We start from the raw sequence: 20,917 nt of genomic DNA on the forward strand, positions 1-20,917 counted from the left end.
CATGCGGCCCTCGCCAGGGGAGCTAGCGAGGGCCGCGTAGTACATCGTCGTTCGCGCCTTAAGTTCGCGAACACGATGTGGGAGCTCGGGAGAGACTTAGAAGGGCAGCAGCACGTCCATCACTTGCTGGCCGTAGCGCGGCTGCTGCACGTCCGTGATCTGGCCGCGGCCGCCATAGGCGATGCGGGCCTGCGCGATCTTGCTGGAATCGATGGTGTTGTCGCTCTGGATGTCTTCGGGGCGGACGATGCCGGCGACCACGAGCTCGCGGATCTCGTAGTTGACGCGAATCTCCTGCTTGCCTTCGACCACGAGATTGCCGTTCGGCAGCACCTGGGTGACGACCGCAGCGACGTTGGTCTGCAACGCTTCCTGGCGATTGACCGAGCCCTTGCCGTCGGCTGAGGAGGTGGAGTCTGTGGTCAGGATGCGGCCGGGCAGGATCTTCAGTGGCTGCGTGACCGTCTGGCTGCCGATGAAATCGGTAATCCCCGAATCTTCCTTCGCGGTTCGGCTGCGCTGGGTCTCGTTGGCGATGTTGGCCTTGTCGGTGAAGTTGACGGTCACCGTGAGGAGGTCGCCGACCTGGCGGGCGCGCTGGTCCTTAAAGAAGGCGCGGCTGCCGTTGCGCCACAGCGAGTTCGGATTGTAGGAGGCGACCTCCGGCTTCGGCATCGGCATCTGCACCGGCTTGTAGCCAGGCTGCGTCGTCGGATTGTCGATCGCGGACAATTTCGGCTGCTCGCCGATCTGCGACAGGCGGTCGATCGAGGAGCAACCGCCCAGCGCGCAACTGGCCAGCAGCAGGGCAGAGATCGCGATGCGACGAAGACGGTAAGCCGAACTGAAAGCGGACATGACGAACTCTTACTTGGCTTGAGCTTGCGAGACGCGAGCTTGCGGGATCTGGGCTTCTGCGATCTGGGCCGGCGAGGCGGGGGCCTGCACCAGGTTCCGGACGAGGGCTGCGGTGTCGACGGGGGCGGGCGCCTCATCACGCTTGAGCGAGGAGGTCTGCTCGACCGCGGGCGCCATCGGTGCGGATTGGCTTGCGCCCTGGATCGTCACCTGGCCGCGGCCGGTGACGACGCCGGTCAGCGTCCGCTTGGATTGCACATTGAGCACGCTGACGGTGTCGCCTTCGGCGCCGCTCTCGATCGCCTTGCCGCGCGAGGTGAGATAGAGGCCGGGCACCTGGTAGATGATTGTGACGTTCTGATCACGCACCACGAAGTCGGGCTTGACGATGTCGGCGGCACGGAGCGGGGTGCCCGCGCGCATCGGCCGGCGCAGCTGCATGCCGAGGCTGCGGTCGCGCGAAGCGGGCTCGCCGGTGACCTCGGCCTTCGGCCGGCGTTCCAGTGCGACGTCGGAAGACTTCAGGAGATCGAGACGCTCGATGTCGCGCGTCAGCACGGCCACTTCCACCGTCTCGATCGCGGTCCCGGTGAAGCGCAGCTTGGTCGGGGTCGGATTGCTGTCGTTGGCAATCTCGAAGGCGATGTCGAATCGGCCGCTGCGGGCGTCGTAGCGGGTCGCGACCGGCTGCAGCGTGCCGGAGTTGGAGGCGTCCAGCCGCATCTCGGCGACGCCGCGGTCGAGCGTGACGGTGATGTTGGCTGCGTCCCCGAGGCCGAAGCGGCGCTCGAGCGCCGAGGCGACCGCGGTTTCGAGATCCTTGTTCGCGAGCGTGCGGGCGAGGCGGGTGACCTGGACCTCCTTGAGGTCGCCGGTCATCACGCCGATCACCTGCTTGGCGCGGAGCACCGACAACACCTGCGCGACCGTCAGCGTGCCGGTGGTGCCGAGATCGGGCGAGCGGTAGACCGGGATCAGCGCGGCCGATCCGGCATTGTCGATGAGATCGCCGACCCGCACCACGTCCGAGGTCACGGTGACGCTCGCGCGCAGCATCGGCGAGGCGATGAAGTCGTCCGCGGCCGCTGCCGGCAGGGCCAGCGCGAGCAGGGCGGAGATTGTGGCGAGGGTGGTGCGGATCATCGTCATCACCTCAGCGGAACAGCGCCGTGGTCGATTGCATCATCTGGTCGGCGGCGCTGATCACCTTGGCGTTCATCTCGTAGGCGCGCTGGGCGGCGATCAGGTCGCTCATCTCCGAGACGACGTCGACGTTGGCCTGCTCGAGGCTGCCCTGGGTGATCTTGCCGTAGCCCTCGGAGTTCGCGGTGCCGTCCTGCGGCGGGCCGGACGACGGGGTCTCGGTGAATTGGTTGCTGCCGACCGGCTGCAGGCCCGCCTTGTTGATGAAGCGGGTCACGCCGATCTGGCCGACGATCGAGGAGGTCGACGAGCCCGGCAGCGTCACCGAGACCTGGCCCTGCTCGCTCACGCTGATGCCGGAGGCGTTGTTCGGGATCGTGATGGTCGGCTGCACCGGGTTGCCCTGGGCGGTGACGACACGGCCCTGATTGTCCATCTGGAAGGTGCCGTCGCGGGTGTACTGGTAGGTGCCGTCGGGCATCAGGATCTTGAAGAAGCCCTCGCCAGACATCGCGAGGTCGAGATCGTTGCCGGTCTGCGACAGCGTGCCCTGCGTCATGCTGCGCGGGGTGCCGACGGTCTTGACGCCGCCGCCGATGTCGACGCCGACGGGCAGGATGGTGCCCTGGTCCGAGGCCTGCGCGCCGACGCGGCGGACGTGCTCGTAGATCAGGTCCTGGAACGCCGCGGTCTGCTTCTTGAAGCCGGTGGTGCGCAGGTTGGCGATGTTGTTGGAGATCACCTGAACGTTGAGTTCCTGTGCCGCCATTCCGGTCGCTGCGGTGTGAAGCGCCTGCATGTCAGTTCTCCCTCAATCAGGCCGGAACGTCGGCGAGCTTCTCGATCGCCGATTTGTGGAGGTCGCTCTGCTGCTGGAGCAGATTGGCGATGGCGGTGTAGCTGCGCATGACTTCGACCATGCGGGTCATCTCGCCGACCGAATTCACGTTCGACTTCTCGACATAGCCCTGGCGCACGCTGCTGGATTTGGCATCGGGCTGCTGGGTGGCGGAGCCGGCAGCATAGAGATTGGCGCCGAGCTTGGTCAGCTTGGTCGGATCGTCGAACGAGGCCATGCGGATCTTGCCGCGGATCGAGTCGGTCTTGGCGGTGCCCTCGAGCACCGTGATGGTGCCGTCGGGCGCGACGTTGATGTCGTGATCGGTCGGCTGGAAGGTGATCGGGCCGCCGGTGCCGAGCACCAGATTGCCGTCCGGGGTGACGAGCTGGCCGGTGCTGTTGAGCGAGAACTTGCCGTCGCGGGTGAACAGCTCGCCGCCATTGGCCTGCACCGCGAAATAGGCGTTGCCGTCGATCGCCATGTCGAGGGGGTTGTTGGTCGGCTCCATCGGCCCCTGGCCGATGTCGCGATAGGTGCCGCGGTCCTGCACGTAGGAGACACGGCGGTCCGCGCCGATGAAATTGTCCTCACGCGCGTTCGAGTTGAGATACTCCTCGAACAGCGAATGGTCGGCCTTGAAGCCGTTGGTGTTGGCATTGGCGACGTTGTTGGCGATGACATCCATCTGCCGTTCCAACGTCATCTGCCGTGACAAGCCGATCAGAAGCGCGTTCTGCATCGGAAATCTCCCCTGAGCGGATCTGCCATTTCGCTCTCCCAAGCGCCTTGGCGGACCCCGTGAACGAGACCGTCGGGTTCTCCCAAACCGTCGGGTCTCGGTCCTTTCTCAGCGAAAGCCGTGCCAACCTGGAAAGCGTCGTAATTTCAGTGGCTTGTCGATTTCGAAGGGGCGCAGGAGGGCGGCAGAAAGGTTCTGTTAGCCATGTCTGCCCGGCAGATTTTTCCTAGTGGAGGCCCAATCGAAAGATTCCGTTAACCATTATTACCGTAGCGTTTGCCATGAAGAGGAGCGCATTGCGCCGGGGCATTTGTATCGCGTCCTTGTCTTAAGGCTTCGCTCTTTCGACCCCTTTGAGAGATCCGGGCGCGGCGACCATGGCAGAGAATGAAGCGGAAGGCGGCGCGGCCGCTGAAGGCGCGGAAGCCGCTCCGCCGAAGAACAAGCTGAAGCTCATCATCATGGCCGTCGGCCTGCTCGCCGTGCTCGGCGGCGGTGCTGCGACCTGGTTCTTCTTCTTCCGGCACGGCGACGACGAGCATCATGCCGAGGCCGCGCCTCCGCCGAAGCCGCCGTCCTTTGTCGACGTCCCCGACATCATGGTCAACCTCGCCGGTGCGCCCGGCGAGCGCGTACAATATCTGCGGCTGAAGATCGTGCTGGAGCTGAAGGAAGAGAAGCAGATCGAGGCGATCAAGCCGACGATGCCGCGCGTCACCGACATCTTCCAGACCTATGTGCGCGAGCTGCGCCCCTCCGACCTCAACGGGTCCGCCGGCATCTTCCGCCTCAAGGAAGAGCTGACCAAGCGCGTCAACGCGGCGGTCGCCCCGGTGCAGGTCAGCGCTGTGCTGTTCAAGGAAGTCGTGATCCAGTGACGGCTTGCGGAAGGTAACGGGCTAGCGTCATGGCCAGCAACGAACAAATGGACCAGGATGCGATTGCCGCCCAATGGGAGGCGTCGCTCGATTCCGAGGATCCCGCCGAGGCCGCGAAGGCTGCGGCCGAAAACGAACTCTCCGAGACCATGGCGCTGCAATGGGCGGCCATGGTCGAGGACGGCAGCCGCGATCTCGGCAGCGGCAAGAACTCCGGCGAGCGGGTGCTGTCGCAGGAGGAGATCGACAACCTCCTCGGCTTCGCCGTCGGCGACGTCACCCTCGACGACCATTCCGGCATTCGCGCCATCATCGATTCGGCGATGGTCTCCTACGAGCGTCTGCCGATGCTCGAAATCGTCTTCGACCGCCTGGTGCGGTTGCTGACGACAAGCTTGCGCAATTTCACCTCCGACAACGTCGAAGTCTCGCTCGACCGCATAACATCGGTGCGCTTCGGCGATTACATGAATTCGATCCCGCTGCCCGCCGTCCTCACCGTCTTCAAGGCCGAAGAGTGGGACAATTTCGGCATGGCGGTGGTCGATTCCAGCCTGATCTACTCGATGATCGACGTGCTGCTCGGCGGCCGCCGCGGCACCAGCCAGCTCCGCATCGAGGGGCGGCCCTACACCACGATCGAGACCGAGCTGGTCAAGCGGCTGGTCGAGGTGGTCATGGCCGACGCCGAGCAGGCATTCCGGCCGCTGTCGCCGGTGACCTTCACGATCGACCGGCTCGAGACCAATCCGCGTTTCGCCGCGATCAGCCGTCCCGCCAATGCCGCGATCCTGGTGCGCCTGCGCATCGACATGGAGGACCGCGGCGGCAACATCGAGCTGTTGCTGCCTTATGCGACCATCGAACCGATCCGGGGCGTCCTGCTCCAGATGTTCATGGGCGAAAAGTTCGGCCGCGATCCGGTCTGGGAAGGCCATTTCGCCACCGAGATCGTGCAGGCCGAGATCGCCGTCGATGCCGTGCTCTACGAGGCCGACATTCCGCTCAAGCAGCTGATGCGGCTGAAGGTCGGCGACACGCTGCCGCTGGACATGCGCGCCGACGCCAACGTCACCGTGCGCTGCGGCGACGTCACGCTGACCGAGGGGCGGATGGGCCGGGTCGGCGACCGCGTCGCGATCCGCGTGACGAAACCCTTGCGCAAGCCGAATACGACACTTGCGATGTTCGAGAAGGTAGACGAGCAGAACAAGATGATGGAGGCCCCATGAACCACTCCCTGGGAATGGCGATCGAGACGCTGGTGGCTATCCTGCTGATGCTGACGATCTTCTACTGTGTCATGCTGAACAAGCGGCTGACGCGACTGAAGGCGGACGAGCATTCGCTGAAGGCGGTAATCGGCGAGCTGATCACCGCGACCGAGATCGCCGAGCGCGCGATCGGCGGGCTGAAGCTCGCCGTGCGCGACGTCAACGAGAACCTCGGCAGCCAGCTCGCCGCGGCGACGCAGATGTCGGACCAGCTCTACAAGCAGCTCGGCGAGGCCGACAACGTGGTGCGGCGGCTGTCCAAGATCGCGATCGCCGCGCGCCCCATGACCGGTCCGGAAACGGTCGTCGCGCCCGCAGCCAAGCCGTCGACGGCGAAGGCGGTGGCGGCTGCGGCCGAAGCCTTCTCCGAGCGCCGACGATCCAACGGCCTTGCCGCATAAAGTCAGGGTATGAAGTCCTTTCGTAATATCCGCGTCATCCCGGTCGTCCTGGTTGCCGTCGCAGGCCTCGCCACGCTGAAGGTGGCGGGCCTCGTGATCAATGGCGGCTATGTCTTCGACTACAAGCCGAACCAGACCAAGAAATCCTGGGCGCAGGAGAATCTGAACTTCCCGACCGGCCGCGAGGAGCCGGAGATCATCACCGGCTCGACCCATGGCGCGCCGAAGGAGGCGCCCAAGCCCGCCGCGCCGGAGACCAAGCCGGAAGGCACCGTGGTCAAGGTCGACGAAGCCCAGCCGCAGGTCTCGGCCTCCGAGCGCGCGATCCTCGAGCGGTTGCAGGCGCGCCGCCAGGAGATCGAGGCCCGCCAGCGCGAGATCGACATCCGCGAGAGCCTGTTGAAGTCGGCCGAGAAGCGCATCGAAGGCAAGGTCGAGGAGATGAAGGCGGTGGAAACCCGCATCTCCGCGACGCAGGCCGAGCAGAAGGCCGCCGAAGCCCAGCGCATGAAGGGCCTCGTGACCATGTACGAGGGCATGAAGCCCAAGGACGCCGCACGGGTGTTCGACCGGCTGGAGATGGGTGTGCTGATCGAGATCGCCTCGGCGATCGCGCCGCGAAAGATGTCGGACATCATGGGACTGATGTCGCCGGAGGCCGCCGAGAAGCTGACGGTCGAGATGGCCCGCCGTGCCAATGGCGGCGGCGATCAGTCGGCCTCCGCCGGCGAGCTGCCCAAGATCGACGGCAAGCCGACGCAAAAGCCGAATTGAGGGCGCGAGGCGAAGAGTGCCATCGCGACCTGGCGCGTTGGCGCGTGGCCAGTTCGACTGGCGCCCAGCGAGAGGCCTTGCGGGTCTAGTTCGCGAAGACCTGTTCCACCCTGCGAACAGGCGGGTGCAACTGCTTCTCCACCCGCGGAAGAGTATCGGCCTGCTGCTTGATCAGCGCTGCCTTCGTGACCCGAGTCACGAGCTGCAGGGTGCTATGGCAACAGGAGCACTCATATATTTTCAGGGCATATCCTCTGGCGATCGGAACGATCGCTACGACCGCTCTTGCCCTGCTACACACAATGCAACCGGCTTCTCCGCTCATTGATTACCCCCAAAGCTAACCAATGCGAATCGCATCGCCGAGGTCACATCTGATTCAGAGTCGCGCGAAAACCGCAACGCTCCGAAGGTTGTGAGTGCGCGCGCTCAGCAACTCCTCAAGGCGGCAGATCAAGCTCCCGTGGCGGATGCAGTCGAAGCTGGCGGCACCTTCTGAGACTGCGATGAGTTGACGCGCGCAGGTGTGAAGTGGCGTACAGTGGTGCTCAAGGCCCGGTCCTACGCTTTGGCTAGTCGCAATCGGCAGCGCAGGAGGAGGCCATGAACTACTCGTCCGCAGCAGAACGCGTCATCGAGGCCATCAACCGGCTGCTCATAGCGGCGATGACATCGGCGTGGACATCCGCCCTCAGCCATCAGCATGCAGCACCGCCAGAAGGCGACGACGGCAACGATGATGAATCTTCTCTCGACGAAGACAGCTCCTCGGCGCCGGAAGGCGCCGGCAAGCAACATTGAAGCCGCAATCGGCTCGAGGCCGTCACACGATCAGATCGTGCGACACATGGCCGTGAACGGTACCTGCCGAGAAAGGTGGATCAACATCGGACGGCGATGTTTCAGGCATGAATGCCGGCTCGGATCCACGGAATTCCCGAGCGTGCTCGTGATGACCGACGAAGTCTGAGAGATGATCCAACATTGCGCCGTGCGGTGAGCCCTGCGACGCGTCATCCCTGAACTGGAACGAGTCGCCGAGCTGCTGCGGATTGGCAGGCTTTGATCCAGACGCTCCCCCCGACGGGTTGTGCTGGTCCGCCTCGCTTGAGAGCGAATGGTTGGCACCGCCGGTCGATGACTTCAGAAGGCTTGGGTTGAGCGAAGTGTCTGCCGTTTGATCGCTGGTATGACCGTGGGCATGAGCCGCCTGGGCGGCGCCTCTTGATGACGCGACGCCGTCATTCCCTGCATCATGTCCGAGCGCAAGCCCGCCCCCGGCGTGCTGTTCGGCAGCGCCGTGGGCAAAATTCAGCATGGCGACGTCAGGCACCTGGCCGCTTGCGGCAATCGCGCCATTTTTGCCAGCCAATGCTGCGTCGAACCCGGTCGGGTTGTTGAAGACAAAGGTGGCCTCGGTGAGTGGGGCCACGTGCTGCACGATCGGAGACAATCCGCCGGCCGAGGGAGCTGCCGGGTCGCTGCGGGGCGTTTCGATCGCGAGCGTTTGCACTTCGTCTGAACTGGAGAAGCTGAAATATCCGGTCTGTCCGATCTGGTCCCAGTTCGAATCGAGGCTGGTGGCCGCCTCGGTCGATTGGATGGTCGAACTCCCTGCAGCGAGAAGCGAGCCGTCGCCGCTGCCGGAATCGGACGAGACTCCGGAAGTGGTCGTCATCACGGCGGTCGCGTCAACCTGCGAGGTTGCGATGGGGTCGAGCAGTTCGCCGGCAACCGCCGTCACAGGCGCCGCTGCCGGCGCCGTGATGAAGTCCGACGCGTCGATGGTTGCAATCCCCTGCAAATGAATTTCGAGCAGGCTGGAATCGCCGACGTGCAGGGTCTGGTCAGTTGGATTGACGTACACGATCGTTTCATTCGCCGCACTGTCATACAGCCAGGCGATCGTATGTGCCGGTACGGCCGTGCTGGTCGAGCTTAAGGCCAATATGACAAATCCAAGCGCGCCAATAGCAGTCAAGTCGATCTTGTCAGCCCCTGAGGCGAAGTCGGTGATGGTGTCGAACTGGCCTGCGCGAGAATCGGCTACGAACAAATAAGCGAAGCGGTCGTTTCCATTGCTACCGGTGAGCTGATCCGCGCCAAATCCGCCGGTGATGGTGTCGCCGCCATTGTTGCCGTTGATTGTGTCGTTGCCCGAGCCGCCGTAGATGGTGTCATCCCCATCATTGCCTTTGATCGTGTCATTGCCTGAGCCGCCATAGAGAACGTCGGCCTTGCCGGTCCCGTTGACCGTGTCGCTGCTCGCCCCCGCGTAGATGATCTGACCTGTGTTGCCGCCGCCGGCAATCGTTTCGCTCCCCGGCGTTCCATACACGTTGGGGGGATCGGAGATCACGGCAGATCCGGTGGCCAAATTATCAAAATCGTTGGGGTCTGCGTCGCTGGCTCCATGAATGGCAACGGTCACCGTCTGCGTCGTACCGTCGATGGCAGTTATCGAGAAGGTGTCGGTCAGGGTGTCGCCGACCTCGAGCGCCTGAACCACGGTGCTGTTGTTATCGAGGGTGTAAGTCCATACGCCGGCTGCGGTCATCGTGAAGGCGCCGTATCCGCCGTCACTCGCAGCCGGCGAAGAGATTGCGGTGAACGAGTTCGGAGCGTTGTCGACGTCCGTATCGGTGAGCGTGCCGGTCGCGATGGGAATGCCGGGTGAGAAAGTTCCTGCCTCTGTCACTGAGCCGGTCGTGGTGCCGGAAATGAGGGCGGCGTCGTTGCTGCCCTGAATGGTGATCGTCACCACCTGCGGCGTACCGTCGAGGGTGTTGACGGTGAAACTGTCGGTGAGCGTGCCGCCGACATTGAGCGCCTGCACCGCGCCGCTGGCGTTGTCGAGCGTGTAGGTCCACACGCCGGCGGCGGTTATCGTAAAGGTGCCATAACCATTCGTGCTTGCCTTGGGCGAACTCACCGCGGTGAAGGTATTGGACGGATTGTCGACGTCGGCGGCAAAGAGCGTGCCCGTTGTGCTCGGGCTGCCGGGTGTCGCGTTGGCAACGCCTCCGGCCTCGGTCACCGAGGCGGTCGTGGTGCCGGAAACGATGGCAGCATCGTTGGCGCCATGGATGGTGATCGTTACCACTTGGGCAGTTCCGTCCAGAGTGGTCACTGTGAACGTGTCGGTCAGTGTCTCGCCGGTATTGAGCCCCTGCACCGCGCCGTTGGCATTGTCGAGCGTGTAGGTCCACACGCCCACTGCCGTCATGGTGAAGGTGCCATAGCCGGCGGCGCTCACCGTCGGCGAGCCGACGGCCGTGAAAGCATTGGCGGTCGTGTCGACGTCGGTGTCGTTGAGGGTGCCGGTCGCGGTGGGTGTGCCGGGGTTTGCATTGGAGACGTCGCCGGCCTCGATCACGTCGCCGGTCGTCGCGCCGGAAATGATCGCGGCGTCACTGGCTCCGAGGATGGTGATCGTCACGACCTGGGCGGTTCCTCCGATCGTAGTCACTGTGAACGTGTCGGTCAGTGTCTCGCCGGCATTGAGCGCCTGCACCGCGCGGTTGGCATTGTCCAAGGTGTAGGTCCACACGCCTGCCGCCGTCATGGTGAAGGTGCCATAGCCACCGGTGCTCGTTGTTGGCGAGCTTACGGTCGTGAATGTATTGGGCGGATCGTCGACGTCGGTATCGGAAAGGGTGCCGGTCGCAATCGGCGTGCCGGGCTTTCCATTAGCGATGCCGCCAGCCTCGATGACCGAACCGGTCGTGGTGCCGGAGATGATTGCAGCGTCGTTGACACCGTTGATGGTGATCGTGAAGGTCTGGGTGACAGAGGTGAATCCGTCGGAGACGGTGACGACGAAACCGTCGGTCGTGGGCGCCTTCAGCGCGTTGATTGCGGCACTGTCAGGCACGAACGTATAAGCGCCGCTCGTGCTGTTGACGTAGAGAATCCCGTAGGCGCTTGTCTTCGACAGATCGTACGTCACTCCATCCAGAACCGTATTGCCGGCGCTGGCCCCGATGACGCCGAAGGTCAGATTGCCTCCGCTGTTGGTGCTACTGGCACTGAAAGTTCCCTTCGTCGCAGTGAATGTGTCAAATATCACCGTGTCGCGTTCAGTTGGCCCGGCTCCCGTGCTGAGAGTCGGAGGTAGACGTCCCAGAGGCTCGGGAATGACGAATGGCAACACAGTCGGCGAAGCCTGCAGCGTGGGCACGTCAGGTTGAACGAAATTGATCGGCTGCGGCCGCTCGGATTTGACAAAGGGAGGCGTGCTCGAGCCGTGCGGCCCTTGCCCTTCGGTGAGATTGGCGAGGACATCCTGTTGGGCGGCGCGCAACTCGTCCATGCGAGCCGCCGTGTTCGCGACCTGATTGACGCTGATAGTGGATCCCACCTTCTTGATGACGATCGTCTCGCCGGGATCTTCGACGATGATGTGTCGCGGGACCCGCTCCTTGGTCACGAGCTCAAATGCGCCGTGCGCAAGGTCCTTGTAGGTAATGGAGTCGTCATCCAGGAATGTGACATCCGGATCCGCGGCCTCGGCAGTTTGCACAGCCGAGAAAGTCAATGCTGCAAGCGTCAGCATCCCGAAACCGCCCGCGTGGCCCCGGGCGCGAATGCCTGCAATGGGCGTATTCAGCTGGAGCGCCCCGGTTTCGGCCAGCCGGCCCGGTACGAAACTGAAGGTCCCTCGGGTCACGTCGAACGAGGCTGCAGGTGGCATGCCTTCGACGTCGAAGACGAACTCGCTCAGCACAACGTGAGTACCGCAGGCGATGTTGAAAAAAGTACCGTCGATGAAGCAGATCGTGGTCTGCCCGTCGGCATCGGTCTCCAGCAAGTCGCCCCGGTAGATAGGCGCACCCGTTACCGCCTGTGTGGCGACTCCGCTCGCTCGCGTAAGCGCACAGGAACCGATCACTCTATGAATATGGCCGATGAGTTCCACGGGCAGGGCCATGGTGGCCCCGCTATCAAGCTGGACGCCGGATGCAACTAACATGGCTAGACCTCGCCTGGGTGATCGATTCAGGCTCGGCGTGCTGCCAAAACCGAGTTCGGGCCCTCGCCAAGGCACAAAATTTCCTGGGCGCTGGCAGCCCCGAAGGCTTGCCCGCCGAAATAATCAAGTCGATCGAGAGAGATGCATTGCGCGGGAGACGGCGACGCGTACCGCCATTCCAGCCGTGCCCCCTCCCGCCAATGTGATTAAATTTACAAACGAGACAGATTAATTTGTGGCGCCCGCGTAGCGCTGGAGATAAATTAGACTGATTAATAAAATTAAACAACAATTATAGTTATTGTGGCAGCGCTGCGCGGTTCAAAAATGGGCCGCCGATAGCGACAAGATCTTCTCAGAAAGGGGGGATCATGTGCAGACCTACGATAGCCGCTTTGACAGCCGGCCTTGTTTTGGCCCTTGCCAATTTCTTGCCGAGTGCGGCTCGAGCGCAAATCGATTCCGCCAAGCCCGCCGTCGCTGCCTCGTCATCAAAACCGATTGGGAAGGTGGTGGTGGCCACAGGCTCGGTCACGATCGAACATGCGGGCGCCGTGGTCGTTCAGGCGAATGTCTCGAGTGACCCTGGCCGGGCCAACACGGGTGATCCCGTATATCTTGGTGACGTGGTGCAGACCGGGGCCGACGGCCGCGTCGGCATCAACTTTACCGACGGCAGCTCATTCAATTTATCGAGCAACGCCCGTATGGTGTTGGATCATTATGTGTATGAGCCGGCCGGCAAGTCCAACGCGACCATGTTCAATCTCGCCAGGGGAACGTTCACTTTTGTTGCGGGCGGTGTCGCAAAGACCGGCGACATGAAGGTCGATACTCCCGTCGCCACGCTGGGGATCCGAGGCACGACGCCGCATATCGAGATTTCGGATGATGGGTCGGTCAAAATTTCGACCCTGATCGAAGAGGGCAAGAGTAAGCTCTTGAAGAAACCGCCGACATCGGCGGCGCCGGAGCCTGATCGAAGCAGCAATCGGAGGCTCAACATCTGTCGGGGATGCTGAGAAACTTGCTTGGGAAGGGAGACCAGGATTGGCGCTTCGTTCGCTGTCGGTGTGGACACTTGGTGTGGAAATGACCGCAAGAGCCAGTTTCATCAAGGCCGTGATGCTCATTCTTGTCCTTGTGCTGTCCAATTCGTCGGGCTGGGCGCAGAAGAAGGGCAGCTCCCTCAAGAATGTTGAACTGTGTAACGGCTCAGACCGCGTGTCACCCGAAGCGCGGATCGATGGCTGCACGGCGTTTATCGATGCGGGCGAGGGAGCGGTGAACGGCTTCGTTGTCGCCTACAACAACAGGGGGAATGCCTATAGCGCTAAAGCCGACTACGAACGCGCGATCAAGGATTTCGTTGAAGCGACCAGGCTTGATCCGAATTATGCGAAAGCGTTCAACAACCTCGGCGTGGCCTATCTGAGAACGGGGGCGCGCGAAGTGGCGATCGGCGCCTTTGATGAGGCGCTCAAGCTCAACCCGAACTACGGCGCCGCTTTTGCCAACCGTGCGGCGGCCCACCTGCAAGGGAACGCGTACGACCGCGCAGCGCGGGACTATGACGAGGCAATTCGCCTTGATCCGAAGCTGGAGGTGGTCCGGAGCGGACGCTGTTGGACCCGAGCCGTCCTTGGCGCTTTGCAGGCTGCGCTGGAAGACTGCGATATTGCGCTTCGATCGGGAGCAAACAATGCGGCAACATACGACTCGCGCGCTCTCATAAATCTGAAAATGGGGCAATTCTCCGCGGCGATGGATGACTACAACTCAGCGCTGCGGTTCGCGCCCAAGCTTGCGAGCGCGCTCTACGGCCGAGGGATTGCCAAATTCAAGCTCGGCGACACAGATGGTGGCCGTAGCGATATCTCGGCGGCCAGAAAAATCGACGCTGGAATCGACCAGGCCTTTGACCGCTATGGGGTGCCCGTGAAGGGACTGGTCAACCGCGACGGCACCGTTTTGCAGGTGTTAACGAGTCCTTAACCATCGGCGTCTCAAATTCAAATCCGGCGGATCCCCCACGCTCGATGCGGCACAGCGTGCTGCCTCCAAAGCAAATCAAGATATAGCATTAACAAGTCCTTAATTGGCGAGACCTACAGTCGACGGCATGGGTCGGCCGTAGTGCCGGCATGGACCGCCGAACCGGAAGAAATGCCGCCAATGGCGCGAAAGGCTGCCGCTGGATTTGTATCGGGAGCCCGCGCCTTGGCGCCGGGGCTGTCGCGTCGTGTCCGAACAGCGGGCGTGCTGGCGGCCTGCCTGCTGATCGGTCTCGGTGCGCCTGCCCGGGCGGCCGATCCGATCAGGGGCGAGGCGAGCTTTTCGGCCGGCGGCGGCTTTGCCCGGCTCGTCATCAAGCTCGGCGAGGACGTTCCCTCCGAGGTGACGACCGCAGGCTCCATCCTCATCATCCGCTTCGACCGGGCGGTCGACGTTCCCGTCGACCGCGTTCCCGAAGGCGCGCCCGATTACGTCAACTCCGCGCGCCGCGATCCTGATGGGGGCGCCATCCGCCTGTCGCTCGCGCGGCGCGTCACCGTCAACACCATGAATGCCGGCGAGCGCACTTTCGTCGACCTGTTGCCGGAGGGCTGGAAGGGACCGCCGCCGAGCCTGCCTATGGACGTGGTCAAGGAGCTCGCCGAGCGCGCCCGCGTGGCCGAGCGCGCGCTGCGTGCCCAGCGCGCCGCGGCGGAGACCAAGAAGCGTCCGCAGATCCGCGTGCGGGCCTCGGTGCAGCCGACCTTCGTGCGCTTCGTGTTCGAGATGCCCGACGGCGTCGGCGTCTCCTCCGTGCTCAACGAGCAGAAGCTCACGCTCGCTTTCAACGCCAACCTCAATTTCGATCTGGCGGACGCGGTCGTCGCGGCGCCGCCGAACGTCGCCTCGATCAAGCAGAAGGCCGACATCGACCAGACCAATGTCGAGATCGCGCTGATCGGCGATTCCGACGTGCATTCGTTCCGCGACGAGAAGAATTACGTCGTCGACGTCTCCTTCCAGCCCGACAAGGGCAAGACGGCGGCAACGCCCGAGGCGGCGATCGCGCAGATGAAGCCTGCCGGTCACGCACCGACGCCCGACAAGCCCGCGGCCGAGAAGCCGAAGGAAGCCCATCGCGAGGTCGCGCCGCCGACCTCCGAGACGATCGCGCGCGAAGCCAAGATCGAGGTCAAGCCTGAGGTGAAGCCCGAAGCGCCCGCCGCGATGCCGCCCGCTGAAGCGCCGAAACCGGCGCCGGCTGCCGCGACTGAGCCTGCGCACGCTCCGGAGGCCCCCAAGGAAACTGCGAAGGAAACTTTGAAGCCCGCGCCGCCGGTTTCCGAAGCTGCGGCCGCGCCTGCCAAGCCGGCGCCTGCCGAAGCACCCAAAGAGGCCGTCAAAGAAGCCGTCAAGGCTGCGTCCGCTGAGGCGGCGGCCGCGCCGCAACCCACGATCGCCAGCGTCGATGCGCGCCGCGACAGCGACGGGTTGCGCGTGACGTTCCCGCTTCAGGTCGCAACACCGGCGGCGGCGTTCCGCCGAGGCGACACGGTGTGGCTGGTGTTCGATACGCCGAAGCCGATCGACGTCGAGCCGATCCGCGCCAGGGGCGGGGCAATGATCGGCGAGGTCGGCCGCATCCCGCTCGACAAGGGGCAGGCGGTGCGCATCCGTCTCACCCGCCCGCTGGTCTACTCGCTGGCGAGCGAGGAGGTCGGCAAGGAGACCAACTGGCTCCTGACGCTCGCCGACAAGATCCAGTCGACGCCGCTGCCGTTGATGATGTCGCGCAACATCACCGACCCCGCGCTCGCCAACATCGCCATCCCCTTCGCCAATCCGGGCCTGCTGCACAAGCTCACCGATCCTGATGCCGGCGACACGCTCTATGTCGTCACCGCGCAGCGGCCGGTGCGCGGCTTCATCAAGCGGCAGGACCTCGTCGATATCTCGCTGCTGGAATCCGCGCACGGCATCGCGATCCGGCCGAACTCCGATGAGGTCGGCGTCGAGGTCGGCGCCGACAAGGTGATCCTCGGCAAGAAGGGCGGACTGACGCTGTCGCCGGTCGACATCTCGGCCGAGCGCGCGCCGACCGCGGTGCGCCCGATCTTTAGCCCCGAAGGCTGGCGCAAGGGCCAGTCGGACAACTTCATGGGGCGCCAGGCCGAGCTGATGACGGCGATCTCGGCCGTCGAACCGGCGCTGCGTTCCCTGCCGCGGCTCGATCTCGCGCAGTTCTACATGTCGCGCGCGATGTATCACGAGGCGAAGGCCGTGACCGAGCTGATGCTGAGCGATCCGCTCAACAAGGAGGAGAGCGGTGCGCTGATCATGCATGCGATCGCGAGCATCCTGATCGGCTGGCCGGCGCAGGGCCTGAAGGATCTCGCCAATCCCGTGATCGGCAACAGCCACGATTCCCAGCTCTGGAAGGCGCTCGCCTTTGCGCGCCAGGGCAAATGGGCCGATGCGCGCGAAAAATTCAAAAACGTCGAATTCGCCATCGCCTCGCTGCCGCTCGACATCCAGCGCATCGTGACGATGGACGCGATGCGCGCTTCGCTCGAGGTGAAGGACTATGCCGGCGCCTCCAAGCGCCGCAGCGAGCTCGAGGTGGTCGGCGTCTCGCCCGAGGCCGCGCCCGGCTTCGCCGTGCTGCGCGGCCGGCTCGCCGAGGCGCTCGGCCACGACAAGGATGCGCTCGACGACTACAGGTTCGCGGCCGCCTCGGCCGATCGGCCGGCTGCGGCCGAGGCCAAGCAGCTCGAAGTCGCGCTGCGGCAGAAGCGTGACGAGATCAGCAAGGAAGACGCGCTGCGCGAGCTCGAGACCCTGTCCATGACCTGGCGCGGCGACGCGATCGAGGTCAAGACGCTGCAGATGCTCTCGCAGATGTTTGCCGAGAACGGGCGCTACCGCGATGCGCTCACCGCGGCGCGCACCGCGACCAGGCTGCAGCCGAACGCCGAAGCCTCGCGCCAGGCGCAGGATCTCGCCTCGGACCTGTTCACGAAGATCTTCCTGGGACCGAAGGGCGACGAGCTGCCGCCGGTCGAGGCGCTCGGGATGTTCTACGAATTCCGCGAGCTGACGCCGATCGGCCGGCGCGGCGACGAGCTGATCCGCCGTCTCGCCGACCGTCTCGCCTCGATCGACCTGCTCGACCAGGCCGCCGAGCTGCTGCAATACCAGGTCGACCACCGCCTCGAAGGCGCCGCGCGCGCCCAGGTCGCCGCGCGCCTGTCCATGATCTATCTTGCCAACCGCAAGCCCGACATGGCGATCACCGCGCTGCGCGCGAGCCGCATCAGCGATCTCTCCGGCGAGCTCAGGCAGCAGCGCCTGCTGCTGGAAGCGCGCGCGCAGAGCGACGTCGGCCGTCACGATCTCGCGCTCGACATCGTCTCCAACGTTTCCGGGCGCGAAGTGCTGCGCCTGCGTTCCGACATCTTCTGGGCGGGGCGGCGCTGGCGCGAGTCCGCCGAGCAGATCGAGCTCTATTACGGCGAGCGTTTCCGCGACTTCAAGCCGCTCAACGCGGTGGAGAAGAGCGACATCATCCGCGCCGCCGTCGGCTATGCGCTCGCCGACGACTCCATAGGCCTGTCGCGCTTCCGCGAGAAATACGCACCGCTGATGAGCGAGAGCGCCGACCGTCTCGCCTTCGACATCGCCAGCAAGCCGGCCGCGGCCTCCAGCTCCGAATTCGCCGAGATCGCGAAGTTGGCTGCCAGCGTCGACACGCTCGACGGCTTCCTGCGCGAGATGAAGCAACGCTTCCCCGACGCCACCGCCCGCGCGCCCGGCTCACCGCAGGCCAGGGAACAAGTCGACCACACCGGCTCGCTGCCGACGATCCCGGTCGTGCGGCAGATCAAGACGACGCGGTAGGGAGGCTGCCGCGCCAAGCGCGGCCCGTGACGGCTCCACGTTCTCGTAATCGCGAGCGCAGCGAAGCAATCCAGAGTCTATCCGCGGAGGCGGTCTGGATTGCGTCGTCGCAAGAGCTCCTCGCAATGACGGGGAGAGAGCGGAGGCAATCGTGTGGGCGAGGGATGCGGGCAGCGAACGGGGCGCGCCTCACCCCCCGTAACTCTGCACCAGACTCCCCGCCACCAGCGACCAGCCGTCGACCAGCACGAAGAAGATCAGCTTGAACGGCAGCGAGATCGTTGCCGGGGGCAGCATCATCATGCCCATCGACATCAGCACCGAGGCGACGACGAGGTCAATGATCAGGAAGGGCAGGAACAGCAGGAAGCCGATCTCGAAGGCGCGCTTCAGCTCGGAGATCATGAAGGCGGGGACGAGGATGCGCAGTGCGAGGTCGTCGGGGGTGGCCGGCGGCGCCTCGCCCGAGAGATCCAGGAACAGCTTGAGGTCCTTCTCGCGCACGTTCTTCTGCATGAAGCCGCGCAAGGGAACGGAGGCGCGCTGCAGCGCGTCCTCGACGCCGATCTGGTTGGCGACCAGCGGGCGGATGCCGTCGTCGTAGGATTTTTGCAGGACCGGCCCCATCACGAAGAAGGTGAGGAACATCGCTAGCGCGATGATCACCGAGTTCGGCGGCGCGGTCGCAGTGCCCAACGCGGTGCGCAGCAGCGACAGCACGACCACGATGCGCGTGAACGACGTCATCATGATCAGGATCGACGGCGCGATCGACAGCACGGTGAGCAGCGCGATCAGCTGGATCGCGCGCTCGGTGACGCCGCCGCCGCCAGCGCCGCCGCCGAGATTGATGCTGATGTCCTGCGCATGCGCCGGCATCGCTGCCGATGCCGCGCCGATCAGGACAGAAAGGAAAACAACTCTACGCGGGAGGGACGGCAGCCTCACGAAGACGGCTTCGGACGGCCAAGCAGGGAGGCCATCTCGTCTTCGAGATTTTCAAAGCTGGTCTTTTCCGCGGCTGGTTTCGCCGGCGGGGCCGGTGGTGCCGGCGGCTCGCTGCGTGCGGCGCGGGGCGGCGGCGCAGGCGGTTCGGGCGCAACCGGAGGCGCGACCGTTTCGCCGGCCGGGCGACGTAAGGCAGCCTCCAGCCGCTGCGCCATTTCGGCGAGATTCTGCTCGGCGTTGGAGGGGGCCGCGGCGGGAGCCGGCGGCGGAACGGGGGGAGCCTGCGGCACCGGCGGAGGCGGCGGCGGCGCAGCGGCGCGCTCGGCGCGGACCGGCGGCATCTTCGGCGGCTCACTCTGGCGCGGCGGCCGCGGCATCAGTGGCGGCTCGCTGCGCGGAACGCGCGGCGGCAGCGGCTCGGGCCGCGGTTCGCGCTCGGGGCGCGGCGCGATCGGCTCGGCCGTAAAGCCGGCGAGGGGATCGCTGCGGCGTTCGGCCAGCGCGGGAGCGGGCCGGCGCACCTCGTCGGCGAAGGACGGGCGCGCGGGCCGCGGCGGCGGCTCGGGCATCTGCGGCTCGGGATGATCGAGCAGCTCCGGCCGCGGTGCTTCGTCGGCCCAGCTGCTGGTATCCGGCATGGGCGCGAGCCGCGGCGGTTCCGCGGCGTTCGGACGCTGCGGAAGCTGGTCGCGGCCGGGCGCGGCGCGAACGATATTGGGCTCGACGACGATATCGGTGGGCCCGCCGATCATCAGGAGATGCTCGACATTGTCACGCCGGACCAGCACCAGGCGGCGCCGACCGTCGACCGCGGCAGCGTCGATCACCGCGAGCCGGGGCATCCTGCCGCGCTGGGTGTTGGCGCCGACCCGGCTGCCGGCGAATCGGCGAACCAGCCAGGCAGCGACGCCGATCAACGCCAGGACGACGATGAACGCGACGATGAAGGTGATAGGGCTGCCTTGCATACTTGTCCCCGACAAATGGCGCTGTTCTCGTGCCCGTGGTCAGACGCGCCAACCACCGGCTTAACGATGCCCCAAACTGCGATCTCTTAACGTCCCACGGCAAGTTTTGCCGTCCCCAACTCCTAATAACCTATGAATCGCTCGATCCAAAACGACTTCTTGGCCCGTGAATGCGCCGCCAAATGGTTGGGTTAATGCCATTTTTGGAGGCGTAGAATCACGGGCGCAAAATAGTGTTCCGCCCGGGGACACGCCTCGAGGGCGTCCTTAACCAGCTGTTAACCATACACGCGGCAAATTCTGCCTAGTAGCGGACCTCAAGGTTCGCAAGAGGCGGAAGGAGCCGCGACGATGTCCATCAACGACCTCCCGGTACTGTCGGCGCTTCGCACCAAGATGCAGTGGCACCAGGAACGCCAGCGCGTCCTGTCCGAGAACGTCTCCAACTCCGACACGCCCAAATTCCGGCCGCGCGACCTGGTCGAGCCGAAGCTCGACAAGTCCGGGGCGGTCACCGGCTCGATGGGCCCCCTCGCGCTCGCCCGCACCAGCGGTTCTCACATGACGCCGTCGGGGGCTGCTTCCGGATTCGACCAGAACAGGAACGCGGGCTTTGAGACCCGCCCCGCGGGCAACGCCGTCAATCTCGAAGAGGAGATGATGAAGGCGGCCAGCAACCAGATGGACTACGCGGCGGCGACCTCGCTCTATTCGAAGAGCCTGCATCTGCTCAAGACCGCGATCGGCAAGGGCTAGCGACATGATCCGGGAACAGAAGAGCTAGAGGAGGCGCATCATGGCCAATGACAGCAGCGACTTTGCCCGCTCGATGGCGATCGCGACCTCCGGTCTGCGGGCGCAAGCCGGCCGCATGCGGGTGATCTCGGAAAACATCGCGAACGCGGATTCGACCTCGCAGACATCAGGCGGCGATCCCTACCGGCGCAAGGTTCCCACCTTCTCCTCCGCGCTCGACCGCACGCTCGACGCGCAGGTCGTCACCCTCGGCAAGATCAAGCCCGACCAGTCGAACTTCCGCGTCAAATACGAGCCGAGCAATCCGGTCGCGGACGCCAGCGGCAACGTCAAATATCCCAACGTGAACTCGGTGGTCGAGATGACCGACATGCGCGACGCGCAGCGGTCCTACGAGGCCAATCTCAACATCATCAGTGCGACGCGCCGGATGATCCAGCGCACGCTCGACATCCTCAAGAGCTGAACAGGAC

Annotated in this window: 17 protein-coding genes; 10 read left to right on the plus strand and 7 right to left on the minus strand. The window is 64.5% G+C overall.

The window, feature by feature from the left end:
* Positions 1-96: 96 nt before the first annotated feature.
* From flgH to flgF, 4 genes are read right to left on the minus strand one after another with little or no spacing between them, the layout of a single operon-like run.
* Positions 97-858, minus strand: a complete 762-nt coding sequence (flgH, locus tag GA0061098_RS31910; protein WP_091965436.1) for a flagellar basal body L-ring protein FlgH — start codon at positions 856-858, stop codon at positions 97-99.
* 9 nt (positions 859-867) lie between these two features.
* The gene (flgA, locus tag GA0061098_RS31915) at positions 868-2,001 is read right to left on the minus strand and encodes a flagellar basal body P-ring formation chaperone FlgA (protein WP_165637729.1); all 1,134 of its coding nucleotides are present in this window, start codon (positions 1,999-2,001) and stop codon (positions 868-870) included.
* A 10-nt stretch (positions 2,002-2,011) separates the two neighbouring features.
* Positions 2,012-2,800 (minus strand): flagellar basal-body rod protein FlgG, encoded by a 789-nt coding sequence (flgG, locus tag GA0061098_RS31920; RefSeq protein WP_091965437.1) that lies wholly within the window; start codon positions 2,798-2,800, stop codon positions 2,012-2,014.
* A gap of 16 nt (positions 2,801-2,816) precedes the next feature.
* A complete protein-coding gene (gene flgF, locus GA0061098_RS31925; protein WP_091965438.1) occupies positions 2,817-3,581 on the minus strand; it encodes a flagellar basal-body rod protein FlgF in 765 nt (254 codons plus the stop codon).
* A gap of 377 nt (positions 3,582-3,958) precedes the next feature.
* On the opposite strand from flgF, the gene fliL reads away from it, so the two are divergent.
* From fliL to GA0061098_RS31955, 5 genes are all read left to right on the plus strand, one after another.
* Positions 3,959-4,459 carry a flagellar basal body-associated protein FliL gene (fliL, locus tag GA0061098_RS31930; RefSeq protein WP_018321851.1) on the plus strand — a complete coding sequence of 167 codons (501 nt, stop codon included), beginning with the start codon at positions 3,959-3,961 and terminating at the stop codon, positions 4,457-4,459.
* 29 nt (positions 4,460-4,488) lie between these two features.
* Positions 4,489-5,691 carry a flagellar motor switch protein FliM gene (gene fliM / locus GA0061098_RS31935; RefSeq protein ID WP_091965439.1) on the plus strand — a complete coding sequence of 401 codons (1,203 nt, stop codon included), beginning with the start codon at positions 4,489-4,491 and terminating at the stop codon, positions 5,689-5,691.
* A complete protein-coding gene (locus tag GA0061098_RS31940) occupies positions 5,688-6,134 on the plus strand; it encodes a DUF6468 domain-containing protein (RefSeq protein WP_091965440.1) in 447 nt (148 codons plus the stop codon). Before fliM ends, GA0061098_RS31940 begins: the two co-directional genes overlap by 4 nt.
* Before the next feature lie 9 nt (positions 6,135-6,143).
* Positions 6,144-6,908 (plus strand): MotE family protein, encoded by a 765-nt coding sequence (locus GA0061098_RS31945; protein WP_091965441.1) that lies wholly within the window; start codon positions 6,144-6,146, stop codon positions 6,906-6,908.
* Positions 6,909-7,511: 603 nt separating this feature from the next.
* On the plus strand, positions 7,512-7,709 hold the full coding sequence (locus GA0061098_RS31955; RefSeq protein WP_091965443.1) for a hypothetical protein: 198 nt from the start codon (positions 7,512-7,514) through the stop codon (positions 7,707-7,709).
* Between the two features lie 22 nt (positions 7,710-7,731).
* Here GA0061098_RS31955 and GA0061098_RS31960 read toward each other — a convergent pair whose 3' ends face one another.
* Entirely contained in the window at positions 7,732-11,880 is a 4,149-nt protein-coding gene (locus GA0061098_RS31960) for a VCBS domain-containing protein (RefSeq protein ID WP_245323714.1), read from the minus strand.
* Between the two features lie 395 nt (positions 11,881-12,275).
* Between GA0061098_RS31960 and GA0061098_RS31965 the strand changes: the two genes are divergently transcribed.
* The 3 genes from GA0061098_RS31965 (at position 12,276) to GA0061098_RS31975 (ending at position 17,772) form a co-directional block, all read left to right on the plus strand.
* Entirely contained in the window at positions 12,276-12,902 is a 627-nt protein-coding gene (locus tag GA0061098_RS31965; RefSeq protein ID WP_347337547.1) for a FecR family protein, read from the plus strand.
* Between the two features lie 28 nt (positions 12,903-12,930).
* Entirely contained in the window at positions 12,931-13,875 is a 945-nt protein-coding gene (locus GA0061098_RS31970) for a tetratricopeptide repeat protein (protein WP_245323716.1), read from the plus strand.
* A 180-nt stretch (positions 13,876-14,055) separates the two neighbouring features.
* Positions 14,056-17,772, plus strand: coding sequence for a tetratricopeptide repeat protein (locus GA0061098_RS31975; protein WP_165637730.1), 3,717 nt, complete (start codon positions 14,056-14,058; stop codon positions 17,770-17,772).
* Positions 17,773-17,961: 189 nt separating this feature from the next.
* On the opposite strand, the gene fliP is transcribed toward GA0061098_RS31975, so the two are convergent.
* Together fliP and GA0061098_RS31985 are read right to left on the minus strand one after the other, a co-directional pair.
* Complete coding sequence (gene fliP / locus GA0061098_RS31980) at positions 17,962-18,720, minus strand: flagellar type III secretion system pore protein FliP (protein WP_028142765.1); 759 nt, start codon at positions 18,718-18,720, stop codon at positions 17,962-17,964.
* Positions 18,717-19,688, minus strand: coding sequence for a flagellar biosynthetic protein FliO (locus tag GA0061098_RS31985; protein WP_091965447.1), 972 nt, complete (start codon positions 19,686-19,688; stop codon positions 18,717-18,719). Before GA0061098_RS31985 ends, fliP begins: the two co-directional genes overlap by 4 nt.
* 351 nt (positions 19,689-20,039) lie before the next feature.
* Between GA0061098_RS31985 and flgB the strand changes: the two genes are divergently transcribed.
* Positions 20,040-20,444 (plus strand): flagellar basal body rod protein FlgB, encoded by a 405-nt coding sequence (gene flgB, locus GA0061098_RS31990; protein ID WP_018321862.1) that lies wholly within the window; start codon positions 20,040-20,042, stop codon positions 20,442-20,444.
* 40 nt (positions 20,445-20,484) lie between these two features.
* Entirely contained in the window at positions 20,485-20,910 is a 426-nt protein-coding gene (flgC, locus tag GA0061098_RS31995; protein ID WP_091965448.1) for a flagellar basal body rod protein FlgC, read from the plus strand.
* Positions 20,911-20,917: the final 7 nt, after the last annotated feature.

This window comes from Bradyrhizobium shewense (genome assembly GCF_900094605.1).
GTDB classification, from domain to species: Bacteria; Pseudomonadota; Alphaproteobacteria; order Rhizobiales; family Xanthobacteraceae; genus Bradyrhizobium; species Bradyrhizobium shewense.

Coding starts and splice junctions, on each gene's coding strand:
- GA0061098_RS31960 (WP_245323714.1), bottom strand. CDS start 11,880: ATGTTAGTTGCATCCGGCGTCCAGCTTGATAGCGGGGCCACCATGGCC.
- fliL (WP_018321851.1), top strand. CDS start 3,959: ATGGCAGAGAATGAAGCGGAAGGCGGCGCGGCCGCTGAAGGCGCGGAA.
- GA0061098_RS31985 (WP_091965447.1), bottom strand. CDS start 19,688: ATGCAAGGCAGCCCTATCACCTTCATCGTCGCGTTCATCGTCGTCCTG.
- GA0061098_RS31945 (WP_091965441.1), top strand. CDS start 6,144: ATGAAGTCCTTTCGTAATATCCGCGTCATCCCGGTCGTCCTGGTTGCC.
- flgG (WP_091965437.1), bottom strand. CDS start 2,800: ATGCAGGCGCTTCACACCGCAGCGACCGGAATGGCGGCACAGGAACTC.
- flgH (WP_091965436.1), bottom strand. CDS start 858: ATGTCCGCTTTCAGTTCGGCTTACCGTCTTCGTCGCATCGCGATCTCT.
- flgF (WP_091965438.1), bottom strand. CDS start 3,581: ATGCAGAACGCGCTTCTGATCGGCTTGTCACGGCAGATGACGTTGGAA.
- GA0061098_RS31955 (WP_091965443.1), top strand. CDS start 7,512: ATGAACTACTCGTCCGCAGCAGAACGCGTCATCGAGGCCATCAACCGG.
- GA0061098_RS31975 (WP_165637730.1), top strand. CDS start 14,056: ATGGCGCGAAAGGCTGCCGCTGGATTTGTATCGGGAGCCCGCGCCTTG.
- fliM (WP_091965439.1), top strand. CDS start 4,489: ATGGCCAGCAACGAACAAATGGACCAGGATGCGATTGCCGCCCAATGG.
- flgC (WP_091965448.1), top strand. CDS start 20,485: ATGGCCAATGACAGCAGCGACTTTGCCCGCTCGATGGCGATCGCGACC.
- flgA (WP_165637729.1), bottom strand. CDS start 2,001: ATGATCCGCACCACCCTCGCCACAATCTCCGCCCTGCTCGCGCTGGCC.
- GA0061098_RS31940 (WP_091965440.1), top strand. CDS start 5,688: ATGAACCACTCCCTGGGAATGGCGATCGAGACGCTGGTGGCTATCCTG.
- flgB (WP_018321862.1), top strand. CDS start 20,040: ATGTCCATCAACGACCTCCCGGTACTGTCGGCGCTTCGCACCAAGATG.